Annotated in this window: 14 protein-coding genes and 1 riboswitch; of the genes, 11 read left to right on the forward strand and 3 right to left on the reverse strand. The window is 72.8% G+C overall.

The annotated features are described in order from the left end of the window. The first annotated feature begins 110 nt into the window (after positions 1 to 110). Positions 111 to 698 carry a CGNR zinc finger domain-containing protein gene (locus tag ACFQ6N_RS04785; protein ID WP_380646882.1) on the forward strand — a complete coding sequence of 196 codons (588 nt, stop codon included), beginning with the start codon at positions 111 to 113 and terminating at the stop codon, positions 696 to 698. A 34-nt stretch (positions 699 to 732) separates the two neighbouring features. Here ACFQ6N_RS04785 and sodX read toward each other — a convergent pair whose 3' ends face one another. After that, positions 733 to 1,095, reverse strand: a complete 363-nt coding sequence (gene sodX, locus ACFQ6N_RS04790) for a nickel-type superoxide dismutase maturation protease (RefSeq protein WP_380647124.1) — start codon at positions 1,093 to 1,095, stop codon at positions 733 to 735. 264 nt (positions 1,096 to 1,359) lie between these two features. Between sodX and sodN the strand changes: the two genes are divergently transcribed. From sodN to ACFQ6N_RS04830, 8 genes are all read left to right on the forward strand, one after another. Further along, entirely contained in the window at positions 1,360 to 1,755 is a 396-nt protein-coding gene (gene sodN, locus ACFQ6N_RS04795) for a superoxide dismutase, Ni (protein ID WP_380646885.1), read from the forward strand. A gap of 106 nt (positions 1,756 to 1,861) precedes the next feature. After that, positions 1,862 to 2,006: riboswitch (cobalamin riboswitch) on the forward strand. 92 nt (positions 2,007 to 2,098) lie between these two features. Then, positions 2,099 to 3,178 (forward strand): FecCD family ABC transporter permease, encoded by a 1,080-nt coding sequence (locus ACFQ6N_RS04800; protein WP_380646886.1) that lies wholly within the window; start codon positions 2,099 to 2,101, stop codon positions 3,176 to 3,178. Next, positions 3,175 to 3,975: an ABC transporter ATP-binding protein gene (locus ACFQ6N_RS04805; protein WP_380646888.1), complete on the forward strand. Its 801-nt coding sequence runs from the start codon at positions 3,175 to 3,177 to the stop codon at positions 3,973 to 3,975. The genes ACFQ6N_RS04800 and ACFQ6N_RS04805 overlap by 4 nt, the downstream gene beginning before the upstream one ends. A 99-nt stretch (positions 3,976 to 4,074) precedes the next feature. Continuing rightward, positions 4,075 to 5,067: an ABC transporter substrate-binding protein gene (locus ACFQ6N_RS04810; protein ID WP_380646889.1), complete on the forward strand. Its 993-nt coding sequence runs from the start codon at positions 4,075 to 4,077 to the stop codon at positions 5,065 to 5,067. A 90-nt stretch (positions 5,068 to 5,157) separates the two neighbouring features. Then, positions 5,158 to 5,541, forward strand: a complete 384-nt coding sequence (locus tag ACFQ6N_RS04815; RefSeq protein ID WP_380646890.1) for a nuclear transport factor 2 family protein — start codon at positions 5,158 to 5,160, stop codon at positions 5,539 to 5,541. 9 nt (positions 5,542 to 5,550) lie between these two features. After that, positions 5,551 to 6,039 carry a GNAT family N-acetyltransferase gene (locus tag ACFQ6N_RS04820; RefSeq protein ID WP_380646891.1) on the forward strand — a complete coding sequence of 163 codons (489 nt, stop codon included), beginning with the start codon at positions 5,551 to 5,553 and terminating at the stop codon, positions 6,037 to 6,039. Between the two features lie 191 nt (positions 6,040 to 6,230). Then, positions 6,231 to 6,641 (forward strand): anti-sigma regulatory factor, encoded by a 411-nt coding sequence (locus tag ACFQ6N_RS04825; protein ID WP_380646892.1) that lies wholly within the window; start codon positions 6,231 to 6,233, stop codon positions 6,639 to 6,641. Positions 6,642 to 6,819: 178 nt separating this feature from the next. Then, positions 6,820 to 7,851, forward strand: coding sequence for a SigB/SigF/SigG family RNA polymerase sigma factor (locus ACFQ6N_RS04830; RefSeq protein ID WP_380646894.1), 1,032 nt, complete (start codon positions 6,820 to 6,822; stop codon positions 7,849 to 7,851). Between the two features lie 60 nt (positions 7,852 to 7,911). On the opposite strand, the gene ACFQ6N_RS04835 is transcribed toward ACFQ6N_RS04830, so the two are convergent. After that, positions 7,912 to 8,340, reverse strand: a complete 429-nt coding sequence (locus ACFQ6N_RS04835) for a hypothetical protein (RefSeq protein ID WP_380646895.1) — start codon at positions 8,338 to 8,340, stop codon at positions 7,912 to 7,914. 50 nt (positions 8,341 to 8,390) lie between these two features. Between ACFQ6N_RS04835 and ACFQ6N_RS04840 the strand changes: the two genes are divergently transcribed. Together ACFQ6N_RS04840 and ACFQ6N_RS04845 are read left to right on the forward strand one after the other, a co-directional pair. Then, entirely contained in the window at positions 8,391 to 9,362 is a 972-nt protein-coding gene (locus tag ACFQ6N_RS04840) for a diacylglycerol/lipid kinase family protein (RefSeq protein WP_380646896.1), read from the forward strand. Between the two features lie 366 nt (positions 9,363 to 9,728). Continuing rightward, positions 9,729 to 9,980 (forward strand): WhiB family transcriptional regulator, encoded by a 252-nt coding sequence (locus ACFQ6N_RS04845; protein WP_014138019.1) that lies wholly within the window; start codon positions 9,729 to 9,731, stop codon positions 9,978 to 9,980. Positions 9,981 to 10,578: 598 nt separating this feature from the next. Here ACFQ6N_RS04845 and ACFQ6N_RS04850 read toward each other — a convergent pair. Continuing rightward, positions 10,579 to 12,090 (reverse strand): sensor histidine kinase, encoded by a 1,512-nt coding sequence (locus ACFQ6N_RS04850; protein WP_380647125.1) that lies wholly within the window; start codon positions 12,088 to 12,090, stop codon positions 10,579 to 10,581. Between the last annotated feature and the right edge of the window lie 515 nt (positions 12,091 to 12,605).

Consider the following 12,605-nt stretch of genomic DNA (forward strand, 5'->3'; position numbering starts at 1 on the left):
CCCGGCAGGCCAGGCCTGCCGGGCGCCGATGGTACGTGGGTCGCCGGAGCCCCACGCGGGTAATAGGCTGGAAGCAGTCAGCCCGTTACCGATTCTCTGGAAGGACCGCCGTGGAGCTCGCCTCGTACGCCGACCTCGCCGTCCGGCTGGTGAACACCGAGGAGCCCGAGCGCGGCACCGACACGCTGACCTCCGTGGACGCGGTGCGCGCCCTGTTCTCCGACTCCTCACGGGCCGCCGCGCTCGCCGACGAATCCGACGTGCCCCGGCTGCGGGCGGTACGGACCAGGCTGCGCGGAGTCTTCGAAGCCGCCGCCGACGGCGACGAGATCCGCGGCGTCGACCTGCTGAACAGCCTGCTGATGGAGTACCCCGTCAGCCCGCTGGTCTCCGGGCACGACTACCTGGACGACGCCGGCCGGCCGCGCTGGCACCTGCACCTGGCCGACAACTCGCCCACCGCCACCGCCCACTTCAGCGCCGTCGCCTGCATGGGCCTGGCCATCCACCTGACCTCCCTGGGCGCCGACCGGCTCGGCATCTGCCAGGCCGCGCCCTGCCGCAACGCCTACCTGGACACCTCGACCAACCGCTCCCGCCGGTACTGCTCGGACCGCTGCGCGACCCGGGCCAACGTCGCCGCCTACCGGGCCCGCAAGCGCCAGGAGGCGGAGGCCGCGCTGGGCACCGGCGGCTAGGGCCTCACTCTTCGGGCCCGGCCGGACCGGGCCTTCAGAGCTCCTCCACCCGGACGCCGAAGCGGCGGGCCAGGCCCGGCACCCGGGCCAGCCGCGGGGTCAGCAGCAGCCGCTCCAGCCGGCGGCCCGGCGCCAGCCAGGCCGGCCCGGGGCCCAGCCGCAGCAGCACCCGGCCCAGCACCAGCTCGTCCGGGACCGCGCCGTAGCTGCGGCTGTCGCTGTCCACCGGCCGGTTGTCCGACAGCAGCCACCAGCCCCCGGCCCGCCGTTCGACGGCCCGCTTCACCACCAGCAGATCCTGCTGGAAGGGGTGCCGGAAGAGCACCACCGCACCCGGCCGGATCGGCGCGCCGTACCGCACCAGCAGCCGGTCGCCCTCGCGCAGGGTCGGCACCATCGACGGCCCCGCCACGTCCACGGTGCCGAACGGCAGCACACCGCCGCCCGCCCGTTCCGCGCCCCCCGGTTCCGCGCTCCGCGCCACGACTCCTCCTCCGCACCGGCCCGACCCCAGTCTGCCGTACGGACCGTCACCTCCCCGATGCCCGGATCACCCCGGTTCCGGCTCCGCCTTTCGCCCTACGCCCACCGCCCGATCGCGAAACCGCCGGGGCGGAAGGGTAATCTCGGGCGCGGGAAGACGATCCAAGGAAGGACTCCCATGTTCTCTCGCCTGTTTGCACCGCGCGCCACCGCCCACGCCCACTGCGACCTGCCCTGCGGCGTGTACGACCCGGCGCAGGCCCGGCTCGAAGCCGAGTCCGTCAAGGCCACCCAGGAGAAGTACCAGGCCAACGAGGACGCGCACTTCCGCGCCCGCGCCATCATCATCAAGGAGCAGCGCGCCGAGGCCGTCAAGCACCACATCTCGGTGCTGTGGAGCGACTACTTCAAGGCCCCGCACTTCGAGAAGTACCCGCAGCTGCACCAGCTGATCAACGACACCCTGAAGGCCGCCTCGGCCGCCAAGGCGTCCACCGACCCCGCCACCGGCCAGGCCCTGCTGGACCTGATCGCCGAGGTCGACAAGATCTTCTGGGAGACCAAGCAGGCCTGAGCCTGACGCGTCGCCACCCGGCCGCCCCCGTCCGCACCCGTCGGACGGGGGCGGTCGTGCGTCCGCGTCCGCGTCCCGCCCTACCCCGACCCGACCCCGGTAAGGGTTGCCTGCCCTGAGTGGCTGTTATGCTGCCAGGGCGTCCGAGGGGGAAGTCCGGTGAGAGTCCGGCGCTGACCCGCAACGGTGAGCAGGCCCGTCCCCGTACGGTCCCGCCAGCCCGATCGCCCTCGGCCGCCGGAATCCCGACGACTCGCCGCGGACTGCGAGGGGACCGGCGCTCCGGCACGCCCGCGGCCGGCGGCCGCCCCGGCGCACCCTCGGCCCGAGGCAAGGCGCACCCGTGAACCGCGCACCCGCGAACCGTGCGGTCGGCCCGCCCGCCCGCCGAATACCCGCTCTCCCGCTCGCCCTCGGCCTCGCCGCCGCCCTGCTGGCCTCCCTGGTCTGCGGGGTCGCGTTCGGCTCCTCCGGGATCGGCCTCCCCCACGTCCTGCGGCTGCTGGCCGCCGGGCTGACGGGCGGTCGGCTGGACGCGGACGAAGCCGCCGCGTACGCGATCGTCTGGGAGATCCGGCTGCCGCGCACCGTCCTGGCCGCCGTGGTCGGCGCCGGGCTCGCCGCCACCGGGGTCGCCGTCCAGGCGCTGGTGCGCAACGCCCTCGCCGACCCCTTCGTCCTCGGCATCTCCTCCGGCGCCGCCGTCGGGGCCAACGCCGTCATGCTGTTCGGCGCCTTCGCCTCGCTCGGGGTGTGGGCGGTCTCCGCCTCCGCGTTCGGCTCCGCGCTGCTCGCCATGGTGCTGGTCTACCTCGCCGCCCGCACCGCGTTCGGGCTCACCCCGCTGCGGCTGGTGCTCACCGGCACCGCCCTCTCCTACGGCTTCTCCGCCGTCACCACCCTGATGGTCTTCGCCGCCGACCGCGGCGAAGCCGCCCGGGGCGCCATGATGTGGCTGCTCGGCAGCCTCGGCGGCGCCACCTGGGGCTCGGTGCCGATCGCGGCCTGCACCGTCCTGGCCGGACTCGCCCACCTGGCCTGCGCGGCCGGCCGGCTGGACGCCCTCGCCATGGGTGACGAGACCTCCGCCTCGCTCGGCGTGGACCCGGACCGGCTGCGCCGCGAACTGTTCGTGGTGACCGCCGCCGTCACCGGCACGGTCGTCGCGGTCAGCGGCGCGATCGGCTTCGTCGGGCTGCTGGTGCCGCACCTGGCACGGATGCTGGTCGGCGCCGGGCACCGCCGGGTGCTGCTGGTCGCGCCGCTCGCCGGGGCGCTGCTTCTGGTCTGGGTGGACATCGCCTCCCGCACCCTGCTGGCGCCCGCCGAGCTGCCCGTCGGGGTGTTCACCGCCGTCCTCGGCGTGCCCGCCTTCCTGCTGATGATGCGCCGCCGCGGCCACGCCCTCGGAGGCCCCCGGTGACCGGCCCGGCGAAGGCCGAGGACCTCGCCGTCGACGCCGTCTCGGTGGAACTGGCCGGCGCCCGGCTGGTCCACGAGGTGAGCCTGAACGCCGCCGCCGGACAGGTGGTCGGACTGGTCGGACCGAACGGCAGCGGCAAGTCGACCCTGCTGCGCTGCGTCTACCGGGTGCTGCGGCCGACCGGCGGGGCCGTCCGGCTGGACGGCGACGACCTGCGCGCGCTCACCGCGCGCGAGACCGCCCGGCGGGTGGCCGCGCTCTCCCAGGAGCACTCCGCCGAGTTCGACTTCACGGTGGCCGAGGTGGTCGCCATGGGCCGGCTGCCGCACCGCCGGGGCTTCGGCGCCCCGGCCGAGGGGGACGCGCGGCGCTGCGCCGAGGCGCTGCGCAAGGTCCGGGCCGGGCACCTCGCCGAACGGGGCTTCCTGAGCCTGTCCGGGGGCGAGAAGCAGCGGGTGCTGTTCGCCCGCGCCCTCGTCCAGGAGCCGCGGCTGCTGGTGCTGGACGAACCCACCAACCACCTCGACATCGCCCACCAGTTGGAGGTGCTGGCGCTGGCCCGCGAGGCCGGCCCGACGGTGCTCACCGCGCTGCACGACCTCAACCTGGCGGCAGGCCACTGCGACCTGCTGTACGTGCTGCGGGCCGGCCGGATCGTCGCCTCCGGGCCGCCCGGCGAGGTGCTCCGGCCCGACCTGCTGGCCGAGGTGTTCGGCGTCCGGGCCACCCCGGTGCGGCACCCGGGGACCGGGGCCCTCCAGCTGCTCTTCGACCGCCTCGACTCCCCCGGCGCCTGAGCCCGGCGCCCGCCGCCCCGTCCGCCCCCACGTCCGCCGCCCGTCCGCCGCCCGCCCGCCGCCCGTTTGTCCCCACGTCTGTCCCGAAGAGGAACCACCGTGCGCACCAAGGCCGTTGCCACCGCCGCCCTGCTCGTCCTCGGACTCACCGCCTGCGGCGCCGAGATCGCCCCGCGGGAGGACGCCACCGTCTCCGCCCACTACCCGGTGACCGTACGGAACTGCGGCGACGAACTGACCTTCGCCCGCAAGCCCGCCCGGGTGGTCACCAACGACGTCAACATCACCGAGCTGATGCTCTCGCTCGGCCTCGCCGACCGGATGGCCGGCTACGTCATGCCCGACGACAAGGGCCGGGTCGACCTGGTGCCGTGGAAGGACGGCTACCAGCAGACCGCCTGGCTCTCCAAGAAGGTGCTCACCAAGGAGATCGCCCTCGACGCCAGGGCCGACCTGGTCTTCGCCGGCTGGCACTACGGCTTCGACGAGGGCGGCGGCGTCACCCCGCAGGCGTTCAAGGCGCTCGGCATCGACTCGTACGTACTGAGCGAGTCCTGCCGCAGCGGCAAGGGCGCCGAGCGCGGCGTGATGGACCCGCTGGACGCGCTCTACACCGACCTCGCCAACCTCGGCGAGATCTTCGACGTCAAGGACCGCGCCGACCGGCTGATCGCCGACTCCAGGGCCCGGATCGCCGCCGTCCCGCAGCCCGGGCACCGCCCGTCCGTCTTCCTGTACGACAGCGGGCAGGACAAGCCGTACACCGCCGGGAAGTTCGCCGCCGCGGACCGGATCATCGCCCAGGCCGGCGGGGCCAACATCATGGGCGACGTCGCCGACAGCTGGGTCACCGCCGGCTGGGAGAGCGTGGTGCAGCGCGACCCCGAGGTGATCGTCATCAACGACTACTCGACGCCGGACGCCGAGGAGAAGCGCAGGTTCCTCAAGTCCTTCCCGCCGCTGGCGAACGTCGCCGCGGTCCGGAACGACCGGATCTTCGTCCTGGACTACGCCGACCTGGTCGAGAGCCCGCGCAACCCCGCCGCGATCGTCGCCCTGGCCGACTACCTGCGCACCGTGCCGCCCCGCTGACCGGCCCGGTGCCCGCTCCTCCTCCGGTCGACGGCGCCGGGCGTAGGCTCGTCGTACGAGCCTACGGAACCCCGACCGGAGGAGCGAGACATGACCACCACGGCAGCCACCGCCGCCTTCGACGCCCGCGCCCTGCGCGAGGGCATCGAGCACGCCGACGCCGACGCCCTCCTGGCGCTCTACGCGGAGGACGCCGAACTGCGCGTGGTCGACCGCAAGACCCAGCCCAGCCACCCCCTGGTGGTGCGCGGCCGGGAGGAGATCGGCACCATGCTGGGCGAGGCCTACGGCCGCGAGACGACCCACCGGCTGGAGCGGGTGGTCGTCCAGGACGACCACGTCGCCTTCCTGGAGTCCTGCCGCTACCCGGACGGCGTCCGGGTGCTGTCCGCCTCCGTGGCCGACCTGCGGGACGGGCGGATCGTCGACCAGACCTCCGTCCAGGCCTGGGACGAGACCCGGCCCGAGCAGTAGGCTCGCGGCATGATCCGCACCGCCGTCGCCACCGACGTCCCCGTCGTCCACGCCATGATCCGCGAACTGGCCGAGTACGAGAAGGCCGCGCACGAGGCCGTGGCCACCGAGGAGCAGCTGCACGACGCCCTGTTCGGCGCCGAGCCCGCCGTGTTCGGCCTGATCGCCGAGGACGACGCGACCGGCGAACCGGTCGGCTTCGCGCTCTGGTTCCGCAACTTCTCGACCTGGCGCGGCACCCACGGGATCTACCTGGAGGACCTGTACGTCCGCCCGCAGGCGCGCGGCGGGGGCCACGGCAAGGCCCTGCTGCTGGAGCTCGCCCGGATCGCCGTCGAGCGCGGCTACTCCCGGGTCGAGTGGTCGGTGCTGGACTGGAACAAGCCCTCGATCGACTTCTACAAGTCGATCGGCGCGGTGCCGATGGACGAGTGGACGGTCTACCGGCTCACCGACTCGGCGCTCGCCGAGGCGGCCGCCGCCGCCGACCGGCACTGAACGGACCGACCGGGTCCGGAAAAGGGTCTGCCACCCTGCGTCGCAATGCCTTACCATCAGTAACTCCCGAACCTGGGACGCGGACGGCAGAACGACGGCGGATCCGCGACCCCGGCGCCTCTTCGCGAGGCGGCAACCGGGGTAACAAGCGGGGTACCAAGACAGCACAGCGCGTCACCCAGGAGGCAAGGGTGTCCCAGATCGACGGCGATCTCGGTGTTCAGGATTTCGTGGAGGTCCGGCTCCCCGCAGCGGGGGCCTACCTCTCCGTGCTCCGAACAGCGACGGCCGGGCTCGCGGCCCGGCTGGACTTCACCCTCGACGAGATCGAAGACCTGCGGATCGCGGTCGACGAGGCCTGCGCCATCCTGCTCCAGCAGGCGGTGCCGGGCTCCGTGCTCTCCTGCGAGTTCCGGCTGGTCGGCGACTCGTTGAAGGTGACAGTCTCCGCTCCCACCACCGACGGCAAGGCTCCCGAACGGGACACCTTCGCCTGGACGGTGCTCTCCGCCCTGGCCGGCGAGGTCGACTCCACGGTCGGAGAGGACAAGACCGTGTCGATCAGCCTGCACAAGAAGCGCGGCGGGTCAGGCTCCCACTAGCGGGCGCCGAGCCGCAGCGCGCAGACCGAGCAGCACCGAGCAGCACCCGCGCAAGGGCCGTCCGCCGCTCCCCCGCCCGGGGGCCCGGCGGACGGCTCCCGGTACCGCCCCGCGCGGTACGACCAACGACACGATTCCGGGGCCACCGGCCCCGGTGCTCCCGGAACGGAACGGGGGAATGGCCGTGAGTGATCTGGACCGTACCGGCCTCGCGACGGCGGGACCTGCCGTACCGACCCAGGCGAGCGTTCCCGGCCTCGCCGCCAACGACGAAGCGCACCCGAAGGACGCCCACCGGATGAGCCACCCCACCGAGCCGACGTCCGAGCCGACGCCCGACTCCGTACCCGCGCCCGAACCGGCGGACCAGGTACCGGCGGCGGACCAGGCACCGGCGGCGGCCGAGCCGGAGCTCCAGGGCGCCGTGCCCGCCCAGGTCGTGCACCGCAGCGGCGCCCCGGACCGGGAGGCCGCCCGGGCGCTGTTCGTCCGGCTGTCCGCCCTGCCCGAGGGCTCCCCGGAGCGGGTCGAGCTTCGCAACCAGCTGGTGCGGATGCACATCCCGCTGGTCGAGCACCTGGCCCGGCGCTTCCGCAACCGGGGCGAGCCGCTGGACGACCTCACCCAGGTCGCCACCATCGGCCTGATCAAGTCGGTGGACCGCTTCGACCACGAGCGCGGGGTCGAGTTCTCCACCTACGCGACGCCGACCATCGTCGGGGAGATCAAGCGGCACTTCCGTGACAAGGGCTGGGCGGTCCGGGTGCCGCGCCGGCTCCAGGAGCTGCGGCTGTCGCTCACCACCGCGACCAGCGAGCTCTCCCAGCGGCACGGCCGCTCCCCCACGGTGCACGAGCTGGCCGAGCACCTGGGGATCTCCGAGGAGGACGTCCTGGAGGGCCTGGAGTCCGCCAACGCGTACTCCACGCTGTCCCTGGACGTGCCGGACAGCGACGACGAGTCGCCGGCCGTCGCGGACACCCTGGGCGCCACCGACGAGGCGCTGGAGGGCGTCGAGTACCGCGAGTCGCTCAAGCCGCTGCTGGCCCAACTGCCGCCCCGGGAGCAGAAGATCCTGGTGCTGCGGTTCTTCCGCAACATGACCCAGTCGCAGATCGCCGCCGAGGTGGGGATCTCCCAGATGCACGTGTCCCGGCTGCTCGCCCGGACACTGGCCCAGCTGCGGGAGAAGCTCCTGGTGGAGGAGTAGGACCGACGGCCGCCCGGTTTCCCGCCGGGCGGCCGTCCGGTCACCGGCGGCCCTGTGTGCTCAGTCCTCGGACGGGGCGTACAGGGCCGCCGTCGTCCTCGGACTCAGCAGCGCGCCGATGCCCACCAGCCCGAGCAGGCCGACCACGGCGCCGACGGCGATCATCGCGCCGCCGCTCTGGACCATGTAGTAGGCGACCGGCAGGCAGATCGAGTTGGTCAGCACCGCGGGGCTCCGGCCCCAGCGGCGCTCCTTCAGCAGCGCGCGGGCGGCCAGCACCGGCAGCACGCCGAGCAGCACGATGACCGCGCCGCCGAATTCGTTCAGGGCCAGCTGCCTGGCCTCGCCCGACAGTGCGGACACCATGTCCGAGACGCCGACGACGGCCAGTGCGGCGCCCTCCAGGGCGGTGATGGCGGCGCCCAGGGTCAGGGGCACCGGGCGGCCGGGGCCGGACGTGGGTACGGGTGCGGAGGATTCTGCGGTCACTCCAGCAGGGTAGCCGCCGGTTGGTCCGTACCGACCCGTAGGCTTTCCCCATGCGCGCTCTCCTGGTCGTGAACCACAAGGCCACCACCACCAGTGGCCGGACCAGGGACGTCCTGATCCACGCCCTGCGCAGCGACCTCAAGCTGGAGGTCGCGGAGACGCAGTACCGGGGCCACGCGCGCGACTTGGCCCGCGGGGCCGCGGAGGACGGCACGGTCGACCTGGTGGTGGCGCTGGGCGGCGACGGGACCGTCAACGAGGTGGTGAACGGGCTGCTCACGCACGGCCCGGGCGAGCGGGTCCCGCGACTGGCCGTGGTGCCGGGCGGTTCGACCAATGTGTTCGCCCGCGCGCTGGGCCTGCCCAACGACCCGGTGGAGGCCACCGGCGCCCTGCTGGACGCGCTGGAGCACGGCCGGGAGCGCCCGATCGGGCTCGGCAAGGCGATGACCCACGGGCTGCCGGACCGCTGGTTCACCTTCACCGCCGGCCTGGGCTTCGACGCCGGGGTGGTCGGCCGGGTCGAGGAGCAGCGCCGGGCCGGGCACAAGTCCACCCACGCCCTGTACGTCAAGCAGGCGATCCGGCACTACTTCACCCAGCGTGAGCAGCGCCGTTCCGGCCCCGTCTCCCTTGAGCTGCCTGGCCACGGGGCCGTGCCGGGGCTGGTGCTGTCGATAGTCAGCAACACCTCTCCGTGGACGTTCCTCGGCAACCGTCCGGTCTATCCCTCACCGCTCGCCTCCTTCGACACGGACCTCGACGTCTTCGGCATCACCCGGATGACGGCGTTCGGCACTGCTCGAACGATCCGTCAGATCCTGCGGTCGCACGAGCCTTCGAGCGATGGAGCCCCGCCGGCCGGCCCGTCCGGAAGGCACGTCGTCTCCTATCACGACGTCAGACACTTCACCTTGGTTTCAGAGGAACCGGCCCCGTTCCAAGTCGACGGCGACCATCTTGGAGACAGGAGTCGCGTCAGTTTCACAGGCGTACGGCGGGCACTGCGTGTGATTGTGTGACCGGAAGTGGGGTTCGCCCTTCTTCTCGAACGCACAAGCCCCCTTCACTCCATAGAAGTACTGGCTGTGAGCTAGGCGACACCGAAGAATCAAAAATTCCTCCCCGAAGGGGGTTGTATCCGAGCCCGAGGTTTGCGAACCTCTACATGGCGATCGGGACACATCGCAGCGACGGCAACTCCGGAACCACGGAGCGCCGACCGCGGGGTGTCCCTCGAATCGCCGAATCCCCCCTAGCACAGACCACCCGGGCCCGGTAGGCCTTTGGTCTCTTTTGCTGTTGCGGGATTCGTGAAAGCGTTCACATTCACAAGCCATCGATTATGTCGCCGGGTCACCCCCGTCGGCAGGAGGAGTTGGACGACCATGGACTGGCGCCACCGCGCTGTCTGCCGCGAAGAGGACCCGGAGCTGTTCTTCCCGATCGGGAACACCGGTCCTGCTCTGCTGCAGATCGAGGAAGCCAAGGCCGTGTGCCGCCGTTGTCCGGTCATGGAGCAGTGCCTCCAGTGGGCGCTCGAGACCGGCCAGGACGCCGGCGTCTGGGGCGGCATGAGCGAGGACGAGCGTCGCGCGATGAAGCGCCGCGCCGCCCGCAACCGGGCCCGCACCGCCTGATCGCACGCGCTGATCACACCGCGTAGTACCCGCAGTGACCGCAGGACCGATCAACACATGATCAAAGGCTTCCCTGCACCTCCTGGTGAAGCCTTCCGCACAAAGGACCTTGCTCGACTCGGTCCCGCGACACCGGACCCGTCCAGACACTTGATACTGTTCACTTAGAGCAATATTGTGGAGCTGAGGCGCTCACCGTGTGCAATGCACCGGCGAGGTGTCGCACCACCCAGAGCCCCCGCTCCGGCCGACTCCCCCCGACGGCCGGAACGGGTTGAGAGGCCCTGTCGACCCACCCCCCCCCGGTCGACAGGGCCTCGTTTCTGTTTCCGCGGCCGTTTCGCCGCCGCCAGCCGCTGCCGGCCGCCGCCCTCCGCCGCCTCCGTCGTCGGCCGGGCTGCCCACCCGCCCATCCGATCGCCGCCAACCGCCGTGGCGCGCTTACCCGTTCGGCCCTGAGGGGCGACGGCTCGTGATGCGCGCACCCGGCGCTTCTGCCGAGCGCGCGCCCCCGCCGCACGCCTTCGCGCAACGAATTCTCAGCAGAATCTCAGCGGATCCGGGCGGATCCCCGGATCCCGGCGGATCCCGGCGGATCTCAGCGGACCGGGATCTCCAGGATCACCTTCGTACCGCCGTTCGGGCCGGCCACCATGTCGAAGGTGCCGCCCAGCTCCCCGGTGGCCAGCGTCCGGACGATCTGGAGGCCGAGGTTGCCCGCCGTCTTCGGGTCGAAGCCCTCCGGCACGCCGCGGCCGTCGTCCTGCACGGTGATCAGCAGGTACTCCTCCGGACGGGCGCCGCCGTTCCAGCTGTCCGACCAGCCCGCCCCGGTCGCCGGGGCGCGCCCGCGCAACGCGCTGACCTCCAGGTTCCCGGAGGCCGTCGGGCCGAACGCGTGCTCCAGGGCGTTCTGCAGCAGCTCGGTCAGCACCATCGACAGCGGGGTGGCGACCTCGGCGGACAGGATGCCGAAGCTGCCGGTGCGGCGGGTGGCGACCCGGCCGTCCTGGGACAGCTCCATCGCCATCGCCAGCACCCGGTCGGCGATCTCGTCGAAGGCCACCTGCTCGTCCAGGGCCTGGGAGAGCGTCTCGTGCACGATCGCGATCGAGCCGACCCGGCGCACCGCCTCGTCCAGCGCGGCCCGCCCGGACTCCGAGTCCATCCGGCGGGACTGGAGCCGCAGCAGCGCCGCGACGGTCTGCAGGTTGTTCTTCACCCGGTGGTGGATCTCCCGGATGGTGGCGTCCTTGGTCATCAGCTCGCGGTCGCGGCGGCGCAGCTCGGTCACGTCCCGGCAGAGCACCAGCGAACCGGTCAGGGTGCCCTTGGGCTTGAGCGGGATCGCCCGCAGGGTCACCACTCCCCCCTGCGCCTCCACCTCGGTCTGCCGGGGCGCCCAGCCGCTGGCCACCTTCACCAGCGCCTCGTGGACGGCCCCGCGGGACGGCGGGGCGAGGTCGGCGGTGGCGCGGCCGAGGTGGCTGCCGACCAGGTCGGTGTTGAGGCCGAGGCGGTGGTAGGCGGAGAGCGCGTTGGGGCTGGCGTAGGTGACGATGCCGTCCGCGTCCAGGCGGATCAGGCCGTCGCCGACCCGGGGGGCGGCGTCCATGTCGATCTGCTCGATGCCGTGGAAGGGGAAGCTGCCGGCCGCGATCATCTGGGCCAGGTCGGAGGCGCTCTGCAGGTAGGTGAGCTCCAGCCGGCTGGGGGTGCGGACGGTCAGCAGGTTGGTGTTGCGGGCGATCACCCCGAGCACCTTGCCCTCGCGCCGGACCGGGATCGACTCGACCCGGACCGGGACCTCCTCGCGCCACTCCGGGTCGCCCTCGCGCACGATCCGGCCCTCGTCGAAGGCCGCGTCCAGCAGTGGGCGCCGGCCGCGCGGGACGAGGTGGCCGACCATGTCGTCCTGGTAGGAGGTGGGCCCGGTGTTGGGCCGCATCTGCGCCACCGAGACGTAGCGGATGCCGTCCCAGGTGGGGATCCACAGCACCAGGTCGGCGAAGGAGAGGTCGGAGAGCAGCTGCCACTCCGAGACCAGGAGGTGGAGCCATTCCACGTCGGCCCCGGTGAGGGTGGTGTGGCGGCGGACGAGTTCGTTCAGCGAGGGCACATGGCGAGGGTAGCGCCGCCGGTCCGGACGGGGCGCGGCGGACCGGGGAGCGGACCGGTCGGCGGCCCGTCGGGGGCCCGTCCGGGAGGGGCCGCGGGACCCGCCGGGGACCCCGGAGTTGTTTAGACCAATTCACCGGGAGGCCTGGACAACCGAGATTGGTCTAGTCCACAATGGAAGGGCACCAAGGAGAGGCCCCCCGCGCAACTGCCCTGACCGCGCGCGGCCTTTCCTCGGTCGGATGCCGCCGAGCGAGGACCCCGCACAGTTCTCGATCGTCCCCGGTGCCCGACGACAGCTCCGGGCTACGGTGCCGCATGGGTTGAGGGTCCCGTGTCGGCGCCGTGGCCCGTAGTGTTTTCCGGCCCGCGGCGTTCCTCCGGCCCGCAGTGCCCTCCGGCCCCGTGCCCCGGCCGCCGGCCGGCCCCCGAGACCATGTCCCGCCGCTCAGAGACCGGCCCCCGTCCACAGCCTGTGGACGGGGGCCGGTTCGCGTGGCGGCCGGG

The organism is Kitasatospora sp. NPDC056446 (assembly GCF_042796115.1).
Lineage (GTDB): Bacteria > Actinomycetota > Actinomycetes > Streptomycetales > Streptomycetaceae > Kitasatospora.

What these genes read in the sequence shown, in the direction of transcription:
- ACFQ6N_RS04840 (WP_380646896.1), top strand. Translation starts at nt 8,391, where the DNA reads ATGCGCGCTCTCCTGGTCGTGAACCACAAGGCCACCACCACCAGTGGC.
- sodN (WP_380646885.1), top strand. Translation starts at nt 1,360, where the DNA reads ATGTTCTCTCGCCTGTTTGCACCGCGCGCCACCGCCCACGCCCACTGC.
- ACFQ6N_RS04820 (WP_380646891.1), top strand. Translation starts at nt 5,551, where the DNA reads ATGATCCGCACCGCCGTCGCCACCGACGTCCCCGTCGTCCACGCCATG.
- ACFQ6N_RS04815 (WP_380646890.1), top strand. Translation starts at nt 5,158, where the DNA reads ATGACCACCACGGCAGCCACCGCCGCCTTCGACGCCCGCGCCCTGCGC.
- ACFQ6N_RS04845 (WP_014138019.1), top strand. Translation starts at nt 9,729, where the DNA reads ATGGACTGGCGCCACCGCGCTGTCTGCCGCGAAGAGGACCCGGAGCTG.
- sodX (WP_380647124.1), bottom strand. Translation starts at nt 1,095, where the DNA reads ATGGTGCCGACCCTGCGCGAGGGCGACCGGCTGCTGGTGCGGTACGGC.
- ACFQ6N_RS04830 (WP_380646894.1), top strand. Translation starts at nt 6,820, where the DNA reads ATGGCCGTGAGTGATCTGGACCGTACCGGCCTCGCGACGGCGGGACCT.